Origin of the sequence: Polynucleobacter sp. HIN8 (assembly GCF_030297615.1) — a bacterium.
Classification (GTDB): Bacteria; Pseudomonadota; Gammaproteobacteria; order Burkholderiales; family Burkholderiaceae; genus Polynucleobacter.
In genome coordinates this window covers 1,209,468-1,226,730 of sequence record NZ_AP028139.1, presented here as the reverse complement: position 1 = coordinate 1,226,730, position 17,263 = coordinate 1,209,468, and the positions used below count along the sequence as shown (strand labels likewise).

The following is a 17,263-nucleotide window of genomic DNA, read 5'->3' as shown; positions in this document are numbered from 1 at the left end:
TGCCATGAATCTTCATAGCAATTTCATCTTAGCGAAGAAAAGCTCCCAAAAGGGGAGAACCTAGGGCTAATACGGATGCTTTTGGGCTTGGGCAAACAAATGCGCAACTTGGATGAGTCCCGCTGGGCGGCTAACTCCCAATTTTTCCATAACGCTGGCTCGGTGAGCTTCTACAGTTTTAATTGAGATTCCTAAAAACTCTGCAATTGCTTTATTGATTTTTCCGCCCACAATGCAATCGAGCACTTGTTTTTCGCGTGGGGTTAATTTTTTGAAATTATCAACAACTGCTTTTAATTCATCAACTTCTTTGATCTTGGCAAAGGCTTGATTGAGCATTTTGTTAACAAGCTCAATCAGTTTCTTTTCATCAAAGGGCTTTTCAATGAAATCGACTGCGCCTTGCTGGAAGGCTTTCACGGCCGTTGCGATTTGACCAAAACCGGTAATGAATGCCACAGGAATCGCTGGATATTTGCGCGCCAATTTGGCTTGTACTTCCAGTCCCGACATCCCTGGTAGATTGAGATCCAAGAGGGCACAAATTGGGGTGGAGCGGTCAGCCCCTTCGAGGGCTTTGAGAAAACGCTCACCGTTTTCGTGGACGCTTACCTTAAAGCCATTACCCTCCAAAAGCCATGCGAGAGATCCTCTGACAGCGTCATCGTCGTCGACTATATAAACTACATCGGATTTCATGGAAATTGAATAATTTAGCCGGAAACTCCTATTTTAATAGATGCCTTTTGACCTATAGCTATTAGCTAATAGTTGCCCGAATTCCTGAGAATTCTGATCTCTTAATCTAGAAACTTGAATTTGTCGGTTTTCCCGACAAACACCTGCCGACACCAAGAACCTGATTCAAGACCCCATCCAACACCACGATGACCCCTGTTTTGGCAAACACCTAAATTTACTCACTGTATGTCATTGTTGAGTATTGTCTAAAGCAGATTAGCCAGCCCTTCTAAGCCGTAGGTCGCAGGTTCGACTCCTGCTGGGCAGGCCAATTTTGGATGGTAAATCTTATTATTTGGCCTTAATCGATTTGCTTGCCTTGATTCGCTTTGTTTTGGGTGTTTGAATAGGCACTGGACCAAGTTTTTTTGATGTTGACACAATCGAAATATTTTTTTTCGATCCATTCCAACTAGGCTCTGGAATACTCAGGGCAACCTCTTTAAGCTTTTCACCCCAAATATCCCGCATCATTTCAAAGTAAGGGTTATCTTCATCAATAGTGATTAGCTTCTCAAGCGCAAAGGAGTTATTTTCATAAACCAAAAGATCAAGAGGAAGACCAACCGAAATATTACTTTTGATGGTTGAGTCCATGGATATCAAGACGCATTTAGTAGCTAGGTTTAAAGGCGTATTAAAGCGGATAACTCGGTCTAAGATTGGTTTGCCGTATTTAGATTCTCCAATTTGGAAGTAGGGGGTCTCCGGAGTAGTTTCGATGAAGTTACCAGCAGCGTAGATATTAAATAGGCGCGGCTTCTCTCCCTTAACCTGGCCTCCAAAAATTAGATTGCAGTTAAATTCGATACCCGATTTTTGCAAGGATTGAAAATCGCGCTCCCGTACTTTCTTGATAGCAGCCCCGACAACTGTGGCAGCTTCGTAACTATTTTTAGCCGTCCAGAGATTGATCCCACCAAAAGTCTCCCCCTGGAGCAATATTTCTTTAACGGCTTGGGTAATCGCTAAGTTACCAGAACTCATCAGGGCAAAGAAGCGCTCTTTGTCCTTTTGGAATATGGTCATTTTCCGAAAAGTGCCAATTTGGTCAACCCCTGCGTTTGTCCGTGTATCTGCTAGCAACACGAGACCTTGGTCAAGACATAAGCCAATGCAATAAGTCATATTAGAGTACCTTAATTTGATGAATTGAAATTCGGGCACTAAGCTCCTCTTGACCACCGCCAGAACGAATTCCTTTGATGGGCGCAGCTGAATAATAATCCCTTCCAATTGCAAGACGAATATGCCGATTATCCGTGATGCAAGCATGGGTGACATCAATACTGAGCCACTTGGATTTATCAATATCGGTGCAGATATCAACCCAGGCATGGCTAGCTAGATTAGGAGAGTCCTCGGCAAAAAAATAACCACTGACATAGCGCGCTGGGATATTTGCCGCTCGGCAAAGACTGAGCATAATGTGACTATGGTCTTGGCAAACACCGGTTTTCATGGCAAACGATTGCATCGCCGTAGTCGCAAAATTGGTAATTCCAGATTGATAGGTGATGGTGTTTCGGATTGCGCTGGCTAACTCTAAAACAGAATCCAGGTCTGCCTTTTTGGGAAGGGTTTTCTCAAAATAGGCCATCATTTCTGGCGAGGGAATGGTAAGCCTAGTTTGTTGCAGTAAGTAATAGGGTGAGACAGCGGATTCGAGGTCAGTGTATTCATAGCCGCCAGTACTAATGACTTCTCCTTTTGCTGAAATACTCATGGATTTATAGGGCGCATCTTGGACAAATGTTTGATATTCATTGCCAAACGCATCCTGGTTTGTTTTTGTCTTGATCGGCGTCAGAATCTTCCAGTTTTTTATTGACTGTCCATGGGAATTCGGTGGTTTGAGTCGAAGTTCCTGAATGGAGTAACGCACAGCAGTTTCATAGTGATACTGAGTGTGATGTTCAATCTCTAGGTGCAAGGTTGTCATATCAAGCAACGGCGAGAGGTATGAGATAGGCATTACTTAATTCATCACCAATATGATTGATGCGCTCCAGAAACTGTTTTGTAAATTCTTCTAACCCCATAGCAAATACTTCATCAATATTAGAGTAGTCTAAGTCTGCCTGTAATTTACCGATTAAGCGTTCTATCTCCTTAGAATTCTGATTACGGATTTCACCCAAGAGGGTAATTAAATCGTTAACACAGTACGTTAAAGAACGCGGCATCTGTCGATTAAAGATTAAAAGCTCAGCAGCCTGTTGGGGGGCAATTTGATCTGAATAGATTTGTCGATAGATCTCAAACGCAGAGACCGAACGCAGTAACGCAGCCCAGTGATAGAAGTCAAAGAAGGCTGAATCAGATTCTTCGCCCATGTTATTTTTGGGATTTAACTGCATCAGACTATCTGGGTCTTGATATTTCGTCTCCAAGATACGAGCAGTATTATCAGCGCGCTCTAATAAAGTACCAATGCGCATAAAGTAGTACGCTTCATTCTTGAGCATCGTGCCATGCATCACCCCCCGAAATAAGTGGCAGCGGTACTTGACCCAGTCCAATAGACCACTAGGGTCGGCATAATCCTGTTTTGCTAAGAGCTGCTGGAACTCAAGCCATGTGGTGTTTTGGGTTTCCCAAAGTTCAGAGGTAATTCTGCCCCGAATAGCTCTGGCATTTTCTCTCGCAGCGCGCAAGCACGATACGATACTCGATGGATTATTTAAATCCTCAATCATGAACCGTAATATATTTTCACGATTCATCGTGGAGGAACGTTCCAAGAACATCGGCTCTAATTTTGAGATCGTAAGTAACTTGCGCCAGCTTTGATCACGGTATTCGGACGGTTGTGGCAAAAGGGATGTTTGATAATTCACATCCAGCATGCGTGCAGTATTCTCAGCACGCTCGGTATAGCGGGCCATCCAATAAAGACAATCTGCGGTTCGACTTAGCATGGCGTCTCCGTTTTAATCCTCTAGCACCCAAGTGTCCTTGGTACCGCCGCCCTGAGAAGAGTTCACCACCAAAGAACCTTCTTTGAGAGCTACCCGCGTGAGTCCGCCCGGCACCATTTTGATAGTCTTGCCTGACAGTACGAATGGGCGCAAATCAATATGACGGGGGGCTATTCCAGACTCCACAAAAGTAGGGCAGGTTGATAATGAAAGAGTCGGTTGAGCAATATATTGTTCGGGGTGCTTGATGAGATTTTCCTTAAAACGTGCAATCTGATCTTTGGTGGAAGCTGGGCCAACGAGCATGCCATAGCCCCCGGCACCATGGGTTTCTTTCACAACAAGCTGCTCGATATTGGCGAGGGTATAGGCGAGGTCTTCGGCTTTACGACACTGATAGGTTGGTACATTGTTTAGGATGGGCTTTTCACCTAAATAAAATTCAATCATGTCGGGTACGTAGGGATAAATAGACTTATCGTCTGCAATCCCAGTGCCAATGGCATTAGCCAAGGTAATGTTGCCAGCTCGGTAAGCGTTCAGTAAACCAGCAACACCTAATGCGGAGTCAGACCGAAATGCCAAAGGATCAAGAAAGTCATCATCAATCCGACGATAGATTACATCCACACGCTCTGGGCCCCGTGTGGTGCGCATAAAAACCTCTTCATCTTTTACAAAAAGATCCTTACCTTCGACCAACTCAACACCCATTTGTTGGGCTAGGTAGGTATGTTCAAAGTAGGCAGAGTTAAACATGCCCGGGGTCAGCACAACTACATTGGGTTTTTTAATGCCTTCGGGTTTGACGGACTTGAGGCATTCCAGTAGAAGATCGGGATAGTGCTCCACGGGTGCAACCCGATAGCGCTGAAATAGATCAGGAAATAGCCGCATCATCATTTTGCGGTCTTCAACCATATAAGAAACACCCGAAGGCACCCGCAGGTTATCTTCTAAGACATAAAACTCACCTTCACCAGCTCGCACAATATCAATCCCTGCAATTTGGGCATAAATATTGCGTGGAACTTCGACATGACGCATCTCCGGTCGATATTGCGCATTGTTAAAAATCTGTTCGGCCGGTATGATTCCAGCTTTAATGATTGCTTCATCATGATAGACATCATGAATAAAGTGATTAAGTGCGGTAACCCGTTGCCGCAATCCAGACTCAAGGTCGGACCATTCTTTAGCGGTAAAGATACGCGGAACCTCATCGAAGGGAATGGTGCGCTCTGCACCAAGATCATCACCATACACAGCAAAGGTAATGCCAACACGACGAAAAATTAGATCGGCCTCTGCCCGTTTAAGACTCATGAGTGCTTGGCTCTGGTTACCAAGCCAGGTATGAAAAGTCCCATAGTGCGGACGTGGAGCACCATACTCATCAAACATCTCGTTATACGGACTTTTCATTCAATCAGACTATTACGATTGAGATCTAATATCGGCTTAGTTTGATAAATGGTGGTGCATATATGCACATTATTAGTGCATATAAGCCACACAGTTCTATCTTGAGGTGCAATCGCCTTGATTGAGTCGTTAAAGATCAGTATCAAATAATTCAAGCGTCCCTATAAAGGACGCTTGAATTTGTCGGTTTTCCCGACAATCACCTGCAGACACCAATCCCTAAACATCAGACCCCACTGAATGCCATGCCAACCCTTGTTTTGATGAACAGCTCGAACCTGGCAACTGTAAGCCATTGTCGAGCATTGTGTTCTACATATTCGCAAGCCCTTCTAAGCCGTAGGTCGCAGGTTCGACTCCTGCTGGGCAGGCCAAGTTGTTCATGTGTCATATAGAACAAGGCTGCAACGGGAATTTCTTAGGTGCTAGCTAAGTGGCTAGGGTATTCCCTCTATACGCCTCTAACTATTCAAAGTAATGTGGTATCAAGAGTAATGCATTTAAGGAGCAAGAAAATGAGAAAAATCCTACTAATAGCTGTTTTACTGGGGCTGTTACCGTTTATTCATGGCTGTGCTACTGCAACCTATGGCAAAGCTTTTGAACAAACTTCAACGCCAGGTCAATATACATCCAAAATTTATACCAATGCGTTTGCCTCTCAAAAAGAAGCGACCGATCGAGTCAATGAGGAGAGTAAGAAATTTATGGCAGAAAAGGGCTACAAATCTTACAAGATTATTTCCACCAAGACCGAGACTTTTCCATCTGCAGTAACGTTTGTTGTTCAATTTACTAAGTAGCCCATTATGAATATCGTTAGCCGTTGTGCTTTGATTGCTTTTTTCTGACCTTCATTAGTGGCTGTTCCACACCTAAAGTCGTTGAGACCACCAAACTCTCAGATCGAGATTTATCCTGTGAGTCTCTAAAAGATGAATACAAGCAGGCCGAAAAGGCAAAAAAAGATGCAGAAGATGTAAAAGGCGTTACTGGTACTAATACCTTGGCGGCACTTTTTTGGATCCCTGGGATTATTGCTACCTACAGCAATGCCAATGAGGCCATAGCGGCAGCTGATACAAGAATGGTGAGACTAACCGATTTAATGGATAAGAAAAACTGTAAATAGACCTGCTAATCTATCCTTAAATGACAGGTAAGGCTTAAGGTCAAAAGCTAGTGATTGTCCTTGTAAAGGACGCTTGAAATGTCGGTTTTCCCGACAAACACCTGCAGATACCATGACCACCTACACCAGACCCCAATCAACACCAGCCAAACCGGTGTTTTGCCGAACAGTCAAAACAGGGCACTGTATGTCATTGTTGAACATTGTGTTCTGCAGATTTGCCAGCCCTTCTAAGCCGTAGGTCGCAGGTTCGACTCCTGCTGGGCAGGCCACCCAATGGAAATGTTTACTGGATCCATTGAGGCGATTGTGACCCAGATTGGTAGATCTGGTGGACCGTGGCGGTGGGGCGGCGACACTGGGTGGGATCCAAGACGCTATTGGCATCTAGTGGCACCTGGTGGAATTAGTCGGGAAACCCGACAAAATTGCCATGGACAGTAGTTGCCTAGCTAATTAGTTTCATCTCTTCGGGTTTAGTTTCTCTTGGTCAAGCGCTGTTTTCCTGACCCATACGTCATAGGTTACGTAGTATTTGTATACATTACGAACATAGAGAAAAGTTTCTAATCCCAATAATCGTGCGCTTGCCATTTCAACATTGAAAAACCATTGATTGGGATCAAGCCCCATTTTGACTGCTAGCTCTCTTGCCTTGCGAACATTATTTGCACCAGAGTTGTAGGCTGCGACAGCAAAAAATCCTCGTTCAGTTTCAGGTAACGTATTTTGAAGGGACATCGCATACAGTAAGGAATTAATGTACTTGGCACCCGCATGAATATTAGGCTCTAGCTCATAGATATTGCCGGTGTTCATGGACTTACCCGTTTCCAACATCAATTGCATAACGCCAATCGCCCCAACGGGACTCACCGCATTTTGATTAAGCAATGATTCTTGAAAGCCAAGCCCCGCCAAGAATAAAGGATCTAATTGATTCTCACGACCATATCGATGAAAGTATGTCTTCATGGATTCAAAACGATTTAATTCGTTTTTAGATAGGGGGTTTTTTAAGGCATTCTTTTCATGGATAAAAGTCTTTTGTCGATAGTTTTCTAAAACCTTGTCTAAATGAGGGCTTGCTGCAAATTCCAAAATATCTTTTGCCAAGTCTGCGTTAATTTTTTTAACAATCACGTCACCAGAAGATCCGCCTTCTGAAGCAGTATCTGTGTGAATCATGATATTTGGAAGCAGGGGCTTCCAAAGTTGGGCTTGCCAATTAGCAACCCATACGAAATCAAGTAAACCATCATTAACCATTTGTAGGAGATCCTCATCATTTAAGACAAGATGATCTTGATATAGATGTATTGGAGTTTTGCCAGACTTTTGTAACTCTTCGTTAGTCTTGTTTAAATAAGAAATTCTTGTTGCGTGTCCTACGCACAATGTTTGGCCAGATAAATCTGAAATTTTATTGATTGGATTTTGGGTATTTCTTGAGACAACCACAAACTTCTCAGAACGAGGGTGTTCATAAACTAGAAATTTACTCAAATTTTTTTGTAAGTTGTGTTCTTGAAAGTAGTCAATTGCAAAGTCTGCATCTCCCCGATCGAGGAGTTCAAGTAATTTTCCTGGCGGAGACGGGATAATCTTTATTTGTATTTTCTTTTTATATTTAGTTGATAAATAATCACCAGCACTTTTGGCAAGATCCGGGGCAATTCCATATATCTGGTTTTTTGCGTTCACATATGAAATCTGGCCATATGGAATAGCCATTCGGACCTCGCCCAAATTTAGCATTTGCGTAAAGGAGCGTTGCTCTGAAGTGGCAAGTGCCGGAGCCATTTTTAATAGACCAGAAATGGCAAGTAATACCGCCAATATGAAAACTGCTGAGGAGCGTCTCATTAATTTCCCAAGGTATTAAAGAAAATTTTAAGCATTGGGTTGATTATTTAAGCTGACAGGACATATTGGTCGATCTTAGCTAAGATTTTACTTGCTTGATAAGGAGTATATTAGTGATCAATGGTTGCTCAAATTTGTCGGTTTTCCCGAAAAACACCTGTGGATGCAATGACCTCCAGTATTAGACCCCATCTAACGCCATGACCATCGGTGTTTTGATGAACACCCAAATCAGGACACTGCAAGCCATTGTCGAGCATTGTGTTCTGAAGATTAGCCAGTCCTTCTAAGCCGTAGGTCGCAGGTTCGACTCCTGCTGGGCAGGCCAGATCATGGCGATTTCAACTGTGTGGAATGTGGCCATTGTGGTTGAGATTGGTAGGCCTAGTGGACCGTGGCGGTGGGGCGGTGACACCGGGTGGGATCTGAGAGACTATTGGCGTCTAGTTACACCTGGTGGAATTAGTCGGGAAACCCTACAACTGCCTGCTTTTGCCATGATCGCCCTCATAAGATTTGACATGAAAATTTTATAATTTCAATGGACTATTCAGTGATCCCCACTTGGTAATAAAGCCATGATTTGAAGGCTTTAACTTTTTCAAGCTGTTGTTCATTTATACGATAGTAAGCAAAATGAGTTTCCTGCTTAATTGGTAAAAAATCTTTTTTTGCCAAATCAATTAATTTACCGCTTGCCAGTTCCTTCTCCGCAAGGCGCGTGCTTTCTAATGCAACACCCAGGCCATCAACTGCAGCTGCAATAACAAGTGCTGCACGATCAAAGGAAGAACGAGGGGTATTGGGTAAACGTAAGCCATTTAAGTTAAACCAATTAGGCCACATAATTCGACTCAGCTTTGAGTCTATGAGTGGCAGATTAGGAAGCTGGTCACGGATTGATTTACGTTTATTTATTAGTTTTGGTGAACACATTGGTGTAATACGTTCTTCTCCAAGGGCTTTTGAAACAATCCCAGTTCGCTTAGGGGGAGTTCCATACGATATTCCAAAATCAATTTCTTTAACCTGAAGTAGGTCTGCGGATTCTGCATCTGTTGTCATGCGAATCGTAATATTTGGGTGCTGAGAAATAAAATCAGGCAAGCGAGGACCAAGCCAATTAATGGCAAACGTAGGCGCACAATGAAGGGCGAGTACCTGTGCCTCAGGCCCCAAAGCAACTTCGTTGCAAGAGGCCTCAATCACGTCAAAAACCCGTGAAAGATTCTCCATTAACCGCCTTCCTTCAAGGGTAGGCTCAACTCGTCGATTAAGACGGGTAAATAGTTTTTTGCCGAAAAAGTCCTCTAGTTCCTTAACTTGGTGACTAATGGCTGACTGCGTGAGATTGAGTTCTTTTGCGGCCAAAGTAAAGCTTTCTAAGCGAGCTGCTGCCTCAAAAGCCCGAAGAAGCACGAAATTAGGAATACGTCTCATATTCAAGTGAATGAACAATACATGAATAGAATTCATTCTTTCATGAACATTCATCGTTTGTCAATTACAACAGCAGTACTCAAAATAGGTTCTAAATATGTAGTAGGTGCTAATTTATTTGAAAGGGGCATCATGAACGCCGTTACTGAAGCAGGCATCCATTTGGGTAAACGCGAGTCCATTTACCAGCCTGAAAACAATGATCTTATTTTTCCTGAAATTCCCACCTTCACAAAGGTTGAAGATGAGCGGCAGCATCGAAAAGAGCGATTGGTGGCGGCTTGCCGAGCCTTTGCAATTGAGAAATTTGATTATGGGTTTGCTGGGCATTTAACAATTCGTGATCCGGAACACCCTAATTTGTATTGGACTAACCCTATGGCGGTGCATTTTGATCAAGTAAAAGTTTCAAATTTATTATTGGCCGATCACGAGGGAAATGTATTAGAGGGCAAGCATGCCTTAAATCGTGCCGGATTTGTTTTGCATGCTGCAGTTCATGAAAAGCATCCCGATATTATTGCGATGTGTCATGCGCACACTGTCTATGGAACTGCCTTTGCAGCTCTAGGTAAGAAATTAGAACCAATTTCACAAGATGCTGCAGCCTTTTATGAAGATCACCAGGTGATGTGCGAACAAGCTGGGCAGGTTGCGGTTGAGGAAAGGGCAGGCTATAACTTTGCTGGTGCTCTTAATAAAGTAAAAGGAATTATTCATCGAAATCATGGATTGATGACAGTTAGTCGACATAGTATTGAGGCTGCAGCATTTTGGTTTATTGCTCTTGAGCGATGCTGTAAACAGCAAATGTTGGTTGAGTCAACCGGCATTAAGCCAAACCTGTTACCCCCTGAGGTCGCTCGATATAGTCGGGAGCATGTAGGAAGTGAGTATATTGGCTGGCTTCATTTTCAACCAATATGGGGTTATCTAAAAGAAAATCAGCCCGATATGTTTGATTAAAAAATTGTTAGGAAACTTATCTAATTTTTCTTATCAAGTGAGATTTGTAGATCTGGTTCTAGTCTGAGGTTTGTTAGAACTACTTTATTAGGACACAAAAAGAAAGACTAGCTAGGTAAGCACCTAGCTAGTCGTTGGGCTTAAGCCGCTTCTTTAACTTCCTCAATCATTAAATTGGCATTGTTACCAATCATAATCTTACGAGGCTGTTTTTCCTCGGGGATCACGTTTTCCAGCTTAATTATCAGTAAGCCATTTTCAATATCGGCTGAACGTACGGCAACCGTCTCAGCCAAGGTAAATTCATGGCTAAAGTCACGGTTGGCAATCCCTTTATGGAGGTATTCGCCTGCCGCCTTTTCGTGAGTTTTACCCACGACGCTTAGCTTATTGCCAGTGGCGGTAATATCCAGCTCCTCGCGTTTAAAGCCAGCAACCGCAATCTCAATGGCATAGTCACGCTCATTGATTTTGAGGATGTTGTAGGGCGGGTAGCTCTGAGCCCGATTGACTGACTCCCCAACGCTCATCTCTTCTAAGGCATCAATAAAACGATCAAATCCTACTGAGCTTAGTAAGACATTTCTTCCAAATGAATACGACATAGTGTTCTCCTTAAACAGTAAGCAAGTTTCAATATCCAGGCCCGTTAGGCACCTAGATAAGTTGTAGTTATGGTCTGTGGTGAGCAATTTCAAGGGGCTTGAAAAAGGGCGGTCAAGACCCTATATAAAGGGATTGGTGGAGTGGGCAAATAAGCCCTCAACTCTTAAAAACATCATTCATTGGAGAAATTAAATGTCAGAAAATGACCATTTAGAGCTCCAGGAAACTAATCCGGAGCCAATAACTAGAGCAGAGTTAAAGCGCTTGATTTTGGAGTACTTACAAACCCGCAGCCGAGAAAAAATGTTTCAGGATCTTCCCAGCGAAGAGGTTTCCAGCTGGACGGAATAGTAAAGCCTGCGCTTAGAGGGTGAGTGAACTGAGTATTTGATGATACGAGCTTGTCGGGTTCCCTTACCAATTTCTGCAGACGCCACGAACCCGACATGGGGCCCCACTTTGCTCCACGACCACCCCTGTTTTGACCTGCACCTCGAACCTACCCACTGTAGGTCATTGTTGAACATTGTGTTCCGCAGATTAGCCAGCCCTTCTAAGCCGTAGGTCGCAGGTTCGACTCCTGCTGGGCAGGCCGCCAAGTCGTACAGTCTAGGGTTCTTATGGAATATGGCTACAGTAAGGATTTCTAAGGCGCTAGCTAAGTGATGTGCTCAAAAGTTTATTTGTAGTTAAGAATAGTAATCTAATATTTAATAAAATTTAAAAACTATTATCAAGGCTGCAGCAAAATAATTTATAACTTTAAATATTAAATAGTCTAGGGCTTATTAAGCTTACCTTCTCATAGTGAAACAGTACTCATCATCTTCGATTAAATTCAATTTAATATCACAAATATGCATACTTCAATGTCTTTTAATAGTCAATATTGCTTATGCAAATACCTTTGATATTGAAGATAACAGTTCTTCTTTAACGCATATTAAGCCTATTTTTGATAAAGATTTAGGTATATTTGGTGAATGGAAAGGAAAAAGTGTTTTATCTGGCTTTGGCCTAGCACAAAGCAATCCAAGCCCTAGCAATAGAGCTGAGATCGCTGATTTATCGAATGCCTTAATTATTTTGGAGCAAAGAAAGGGATCTTTTGGCTTCTTTGCGCAAATTGGTTATTACGATATCTTAGATATTGGTCAACCGGATCAACGTATTCAAAAGCAAACCATTAATTCATTTGGTGTGGTGCCACAAGCCCAAATTAATTATTCAATTGATAAAAATATAACAGTATCTATTGGAAAACTTTCAGCTTTGGGTGGCTACGAATCGTCCTTTAGTTATCAAAATTTGAATGTGGTGCGGGGGGTACTCTGGTCTCAAACTAGTTCATTTAGCGAAGGAGTTCAAATTGATTATGATAATGAAGCCTTCTCAGCATCGATTGCGTTCACGGATGGATTCTATTCAAATAAATTTAATTGGCTTGGAGTGGATTTATCGTATAAGCTGAGTGAATCACAAAAGATTGGAGCGGTATGGACCGGTGCGATAAGTCCAAATAATTACACGACCGAAAATACTCCTTTGCTAAAGAATAATTCACAAATAGTTAATCTTCTTTATAGCCAGACTGTTGGGCGATGGAGTTTTGATCCCTATTTACAATATACATTTGTACCAGCCAATTCATCAATAGGCATTCCACAGTCGGCTGAAACGTATGGCGTAGCTATTTTGGCAAACTATAAATTTACTGTAGATTTAGATGGTTCTGGTACAGGTTATCAAAAGGCAAGTATTCCATTTAGAGTCGAATACATTCAATCCACAGGAATTCCTGGAAGTAATGCCCCAACTTTATTGTATGGACCAGGTAGTTCCGCTCTTACCTTGACCCTAAGCCCGACAATTCAATATAAAAAATACTTTGCTAGGGTAGAGGTATCTATGATTAGACTATATGATTTTTCACCTCAACTTGGGTTTGGAAATAATTCACAGAATGCAAGCCAATTCCGGGGCATACTTGAATTAGGAATCTTGTACTAAATAGGTTGCAATATGAAACCAATTAAAATACTCTCGCGAAATATTGCAAAAAATACCACTTTAAGTAGTAAGAATAAATACCTCATTACAAAAGAAATTCATGTGCATCCCGGAGTGCGATTAACTATTCAAGATAGAACTGAAATTTATATTTTGAATGGACTAGTGTTAGGTCCACACTTAAAACGTGCCGCATTAATTTTTGAGTCGGGCTCACAATTGAGAGCAGAAAAATTTACCCTTAAAGCAGCTAACCCTAATGGTAGAGCTGTAAAGCACGCCGATAACGGTGGATTATGGTTTTGTGGAAATTATCAATCGGCTAGCAAAGATAATATTTCGATTAAAGCTAATCCACGTAAGCGCAAATCACAGTTTATTGCAAAAGAAATTAAATCTTTTTATTTAGGTCGTTTGGATCCTAACAGTACAAAAACTATACGTAAACATCAAAAGCCAAATAATTTTGGTGATGACTTGGATGCGATTTCTGTTATGGGAGTTGGTCGTGAGGAATGGGTCATTGGATCGATCAAAAGCTTTTACTCTGGGGATGATGGTTTTGATGTGACTAATTCAAATATTGTCTTAAATCGCATTGATGTTAAGGAACCAGTTGAGGATGGTCTAAATATAACCAGTAGTCGCCTTCAAATTGTCAAAAAATTATCAATTCAAATGGGAATAAAAGGGAAAGATCGAGATTTGTTTGATCTAGAAACCGATGAAGGGGGATCATACATTGAAATTTCGAAAGGCTGCCAAATCAATCTTGAAGGGGTGTTCGGAGATGAGCTAATTCTGAGTTCAGAGGATATGCCAAAATTCAAAAAATCGAAAAGTTCTACTTATAAGTTCAAGGGAGCATCGAGAAAATCTGACTCATTAATTTATTCCATCACGATGGACTAGTTTATTTTTATTAAGTTGTTCAATTTTTTTAGCGGTTTCATTTTTAATTCTTGCTAAAGAATTACGTAAAGCATAACTATTTCCAAGCTTTGAACTTTCAATCCAAGATGATGAAATTTGATTTTCTAAGATGTTGAGCTTTTGTACGATTTTTTCTAGCTCCTCAGTTTTATTCGAGTTTCGAAATGCGTATTCTAGTTCATGAAGCTCTTGGTAACAGTTTCCAACGAAATCATCACTTGGCATTTCTCTTAAATTTGACAGAGACTTTCTAAAAGGAAAAATTACAGCAAATAAAGAAACAACATAAAACCAAATTTCATCAATTAGGCTTGCAAGCCATAAAGGTAAATATTTAAATAAAAAAGGAATTCCAGAATCGTAGTACCGCTTTGCAATAGGGCTTAGCTCAAAAGATTCATCGGTATAGCGCGGGAAATATCCTGGTTTTGAAAAGAAATTGGTTCGGGATTGCCCATATTCCTTAATGGCTAATAAGAATGACCATTGCATAACTGGATGCATGTCTCGCTCAACCAAAAGCATTACTGTGGGAGCGATTAGATTGATATCCCTATTTGGTATTAGTTGTTCAATATTTAGTGAACCTTTTGGAATAACTAATTTATTAAGAAAGGGAAACTGTTTTTCGTAGGCATCGGCGATTACAAAGTCGTAGATATGAATATTCTTATCTTTTATTAGTTTTTGAACGCTTGGTGAATTAATTCCATCAACAATAAAAACCGCATCTAGGTCTCCTGAAAGTAATTTTTCAGCTGCTTCAGTATTTGAGTATTCATAAAAATTTGAAGGTTTTTTATTTTTATATTTACTATCATGAGCTAGACGAAGAAATATATTCTGTGTGGTTGTATTCGGCAGGCCAATACTAATGCGTTTGTCACCAAAATAATCAATTGGGTTATTAGTATTAATTTCTTTACCGCGATAGAAAATCCAAATTGGTGAATATTGGATGCTTCCCATTGATACGAGATTTGGAAAGTCTTTTTGATTTGCACTGCCTGAAGTAACAAAACCAGCGTTAACCGGAGATTTTTGATCTTTTAATTTTTGAAGACCATCATGTAATCCAGCTGTATCCACAAGAACAAGATCAATACCTTTTCCAGAAAAAAATTGGTCAATTTGTTCACTTATTAACTGATAAGAGGACCCCATCTGTCCCGTAGCAAGAAAAGCTTGTTTAGGAGGTATTGGGTTTACATAGACAACGAGTGTAAATAGTAGAAGAATTGCTCCTATGATTAAAAGAAAATGGTAACGTGTAAATTCAAGCCATCCGCTAAGTTCACGAGCAAAATCCTTCTGAAAATAAGAAATGAGGTCCTTAAGATAGTTACCTTTTTTTATTTCCATTTTGTTTTAGTGATTTAATATTCTTCCTTATTTTACCGAACTCTTCTTTTATATCTAATGTTCGTTTGTCGACTAAGGCCTGCAGACACTACGATCCTGATACGAGATCCCACCATGCGCCACGACGACCCCGGTTTCGACGAACACCCAAATTGGGGTGATTACAGGAGAACAAGCCTTGAAGATTGCACAAGAGTTCTCGAATGAAATGTTTCCTGGCTTAGCAAGAAAAGCCTAGCGAACTTCTTGAGAACTTAACGAAGTTCTGTGAGAGGGCAAACAGCCACTAGATGTGGCTGTTTTACTTACGTCCATAAGAGCGCTAGCAAAATGTTGGTTTTCCCGACAAACGCCTGCGGACACTATCAATTTGTTGGTATTTCCTAGGTTTACCTAGAAATCAGATAAACCTGTGAGCGAGGCTTAAACCGACTTATATCTTATAGATTGAGTATTTAAAATATCGACTTTTAAGCAATAACATTTTTTTAAGAAAAGTGGTAAATTAAAACGATGTTGAGAAAGATTTTCCTTGTATTTCTGGTAATGCTGACTCCAGTCCAAGCTTGGGCGGTGTTGGATATGGGCATGCAAAAAATGCTTGTCACCCCCGTGAGCCAGATGCAGGAGTCGGTAGCAGCCCATCCTTGTCACCAAGATGGTGATGCAACTCAACAGTCCTTGGATAGTCACCAAGCCATTGAAGTGAGTGGGGATCGATGCTACTCATGTACTTTATGCATGGCCTTTGGTTTATTACCAAATTCTGTTCCTGCGTTAATAACAGATCGATTTACACAAACTTTTTCTACCTCCCCCAAAACACTAACGGGTATCGACCTCTCGGTCGCTAATAAGCCACCCATTCTTTAACTCCCCTAGGATAATTCCGCCCAAATTTTGGGCTTGATCTTTTTTGGAGAGTTAAATGAAACGATTGATAGTTGTATTTCTTGGTGTATTTTCAGCCTTCGTCTATGCCAGCCCCGAGTGGGTAAATGGTGAAGTGGTGCGTATTGATCAATCACGAAGCCGCATCGTGTTAAAGCACGAGTACATCCCTAGTATCAAGATGGCCCCGATGACCATGCCCTTTGGAGTGGTTAAGGAGATTCCACTGGATCAATATCGGCCGGGCGATAAAGTCCGATTTCAAATCAAGGTTGTGGATGGAACGCTCGATATCACCACCATGGAAAAACTCAAATGAAGCAAGGAATTGCCTTAGCCAGCTTTTTCCTGTTATTTGCGGTAAGTATCCAAAATTCATTGGCGGCGCCGATGGGATTTAAGAACAGCTGGATGCTGATGGGGGACTTTAGTAAAACCTATCAGGAGTTAGGCTTGAACTACGCCACCACTGCAAATGATGCATTTGGAATTTCAGCAAGTGCCATGCAAACCGATAACTCTGTGTCGAAACAGCAAAATCTGGAAGCGGTTTACACCCGCAAGGTAGCACGCTGGAATTTGCCAGAAGCACAAGCCAATATCTGGTTTATTGGCGGTCTTGGTTCTACCACTGGAAATACCTTTGGCGGCTCAAAAGCCATGGCGTCACCTGGTATTCAAGTGGATTACGAGACCACTCGCTTTTATTCAATGGCATCAGCTCGGGTTTATGCCGCACAGGGGGCAACGAGCAATATCACCACCGCTCGTTTGGGCGCCTCTTTTTATGAGGCGGACTACGACGAACCGCAACCCTGGGTGGTGATTGAAGCAAGGCGCATGACCTTTGTTTCTAAGCAATATGAGTTCACGCCGATGGTCAGGGTGATTCACAAACGGTACTTTGTGGAGGCGGGCGCTAATTTATCAGGACAACTGCGATTTAACTTTATGTACAACTATTAGGAGA

General features: G+C 41.7%; 20 protein-coding genes. 11 read left to right on the top strand and 9 right to left on the bottom strand.

Annotated features, from left to right (window positions below):
- Window positions 1–66: 66 nt before the first annotated feature.
- The 5 genes from QUE65_RS06490 to QUE65_RS06470 form a co-directional block, all read right to left on the bottom strand.
- Window positions 67–699: a response regulator transcription factor gene (locus QUE65_RS06490; RefSeq protein ID WP_286280158.1), complete on the bottom strand. Its 633-nt coding sequence runs from the start codon at window positions 697–699 to the stop codon at window positions 67–69.
- Between the two features lie 333 nt (window positions 700–1,032).
- A complete protein-coding gene (locus QUE65_RS06485) occupies window positions 1,033–1,869 on the bottom strand; it encodes a peptidase (protein WP_286280156.1) in 837 nt (278 codons plus the stop codon).
- A 1-nt stretch (window position 1,870) separates the two neighbouring features.
- The gene (locus QUE65_RS06480) at window positions 1,871–2,716 is read right to left on the bottom strand and encodes a transglutaminase family protein (protein ID WP_286280155.1); all 846 of its coding nucleotides are present in this window, start codon (window positions 2,714–2,716) and stop codon (window positions 1,871–1,873) included.
- Window positions 2,685–3,662, bottom strand: coding sequence for an alpha-E domain-containing protein (locus tag QUE65_RS06475; protein ID WP_286280154.1), 978 nt, complete (start codon window positions 3,660–3,662; stop codon window positions 2,685–2,687). Before QUE65_RS06475 ends, QUE65_RS06480 begins: the two co-directional genes overlap by 32 nt.
- Before the next feature lie 12 nt (window positions 3,663–3,674).
- Window positions 3,675–5,087 (bottom strand): circularly permuted type 2 ATP-grasp protein, encoded by a 1,413-nt coding sequence (locus tag QUE65_RS06470; protein WP_286280153.1) that lies wholly within the window; start codon window positions 5,085–5,087, stop codon window positions 3,675–3,677.
- A gap of 515 nt (window positions 5,088–5,602) precedes the next feature.
- Here QUE65_RS06470 and QUE65_RS06465 point away from each other — a divergent pair.
- From QUE65_RS06465 to QUE65_RS06455, 3 genes are all read left to right on the top strand, one after another.
- Entirely contained in the window at window positions 5,603–5,890 is a 288-nt protein-coding gene (locus QUE65_RS06465) for a hypothetical protein (RefSeq protein WP_286280152.1), read from the top strand.
- Window positions 5,891–5,913: 23 nt separating this feature from the next.
- The gene (locus QUE65_RS06460; RefSeq protein WP_286280151.1) at window positions 5,914–6,219 is read left to right on the top strand and encodes a hypothetical protein; all 306 of its coding nucleotides are present in this window, start codon (window positions 5,914–5,916) and stop codon (window positions 6,217–6,219) included.
- Window positions 6,220–6,495: 276 nt separating this feature from the next.
- Entirely contained in the window at window positions 6,496–6,663 is a 168-nt protein-coding gene (locus QUE65_RS06455; RefSeq protein WP_286280150.1) for a hypothetical protein, read from the top strand.
- Between the two features lie 18 nt (window positions 6,664–6,681).
- On the opposite strand, the gene QUE65_RS06450 is transcribed toward QUE65_RS06455, so the two are convergent.
- Entirely contained in the window at window positions 6,682–8,085 is a 1,404-nt protein-coding gene (locus tag QUE65_RS06450) for an MltF family protein (protein WP_286280149.1), read from the bottom strand.
- Window positions 8,086–8,417: 332 nt separating this feature from the next.
- Here QUE65_RS06450 and QUE65_RS06445 point away from each other — a divergent pair, with 332 nt between their 5' ends.
- Window positions 8,418–8,621 carry a hypothetical protein gene (locus QUE65_RS06445; protein ID WP_286280148.1) on the top strand — a complete coding sequence of 68 codons (204 nt, stop codon included), beginning with the start codon at window positions 8,418–8,420 and terminating at the stop codon, window positions 8,619–8,621.
- A 10-nt stretch (window positions 8,622–8,631) separates the two neighbouring features.
- On the opposite strand, the gene QUE65_RS06440 is transcribed toward QUE65_RS06445, so the two are convergent.
- On the bottom strand, window positions 8,632–9,579 hold the full coding sequence (locus tag QUE65_RS06440; protein ID WP_286280147.1) for a LysR substrate-binding domain-containing protein: 948 nt from the start codon (window positions 9,577–9,579) through the stop codon (window positions 8,632–8,634).
- Between the two features lie 78 nt (window positions 9,580–9,657).
- On the opposite strand from QUE65_RS06440, the gene QUE65_RS06435 reads away from it, so the two are divergent.
- Entirely contained in the window at window positions 9,658–10,491 is an 834-nt protein-coding gene (locus QUE65_RS06435) for a class II aldolase/adducin family protein (RefSeq protein ID WP_286280146.1), read from the top strand.
- 140 nt (window positions 10,492–10,631) lie between these two features.
- Here the strand turns inward: QUE65_RS06435 and QUE65_RS06430 are convergent, their stop codons facing one another.
- Entirely contained in the window at window positions 10,632–11,096 is a 465-nt protein-coding gene (locus tag QUE65_RS06430; protein WP_286280145.1) for an Hsp20 family protein, read from the bottom strand.
- Window positions 11,097–11,289: 193 nt separating this feature from the next.
- Here QUE65_RS06430 and QUE65_RS06425 point away from each other — a divergent pair, with 193 nt between their 5' ends.
- From QUE65_RS06425 to QUE65_RS06415, 3 genes are all read left to right on the top strand, one after another.
- The gene (locus QUE65_RS06425; RefSeq protein ID WP_286280144.1) at window positions 11,290–11,448 is read left to right on the top strand and encodes a hypothetical protein; all 159 of its coding nucleotides are present in this window, start codon (window positions 11,290–11,292) and stop codon (window positions 11,446–11,448) included.
- A gap of 456 nt (window positions 11,449–11,904) precedes the next feature.
- Window positions 11,905–13,107: an outer membrane beta-barrel protein gene (locus QUE65_RS06420; RefSeq protein WP_286280143.1), complete on the top strand. Its 1,203-nt coding sequence runs from the start codon at window positions 11,905–11,907 to the stop codon at window positions 13,105–13,107.
- 12 nt (window positions 13,108–13,119) lie between these two features.
- Window positions 13,120–14,019 carry a hypothetical protein gene (locus tag QUE65_RS06415; RefSeq protein WP_286280142.1) on the top strand — a complete coding sequence of 300 codons (900 nt, stop codon included), beginning with the start codon at window positions 13,120–13,122 and terminating at the stop codon, window positions 14,017–14,019.
- Here QUE65_RS06415 and QUE65_RS06410 read toward each other — a convergent pair.
- A complete protein-coding gene (locus QUE65_RS06410; protein WP_286280141.1) occupies window positions 13,993–15,402 on the bottom strand; it encodes a TAXI family TRAP transporter solute-binding subunit in 1,410 nt (469 codons plus the stop codon). The two genes, QUE65_RS06415 and QUE65_RS06410, sit on opposite strands and share 27 nt — an antisense overlap.
- A 546-nt stretch (window positions 15,403–15,948) precedes the next feature.
- Here QUE65_RS06410 and QUE65_RS06405 point away from each other — a divergent pair.
- The 3 genes from QUE65_RS06405 to QUE65_RS06395 are packed head-to-tail and all read left to right on the top strand — an operon-like array spanning window position 15,949 to window position 17,259.
- A complete protein-coding gene (locus QUE65_RS06405; protein WP_286280140.1) occupies window positions 15,949–16,275 on the top strand; it encodes a hypothetical protein in 327 nt (108 codons plus the stop codon).
- A 55-nt stretch (window positions 16,276–16,330) separates the two neighbouring features.
- On the top strand, window positions 16,331–16,612 hold the full coding sequence (locus QUE65_RS06400; protein ID WP_286280139.1) for a copper-binding protein: 282 nt from the start codon (window positions 16,331–16,333) through the stop codon (window positions 16,610–16,612).
- The gene (locus QUE65_RS06395; RefSeq protein WP_286280138.1) at window positions 16,609–17,259 is read left to right on the top strand and encodes a hypothetical protein; all 651 of its coding nucleotides are present in this window, start codon (window positions 16,609–16,611) and stop codon (window positions 17,257–17,259) included. The genes QUE65_RS06400 and QUE65_RS06395 overlap by 4 nt, the downstream gene beginning before the upstream one ends.
- Window positions 17,260–17,263: the final 4 nt, after the last annotated feature.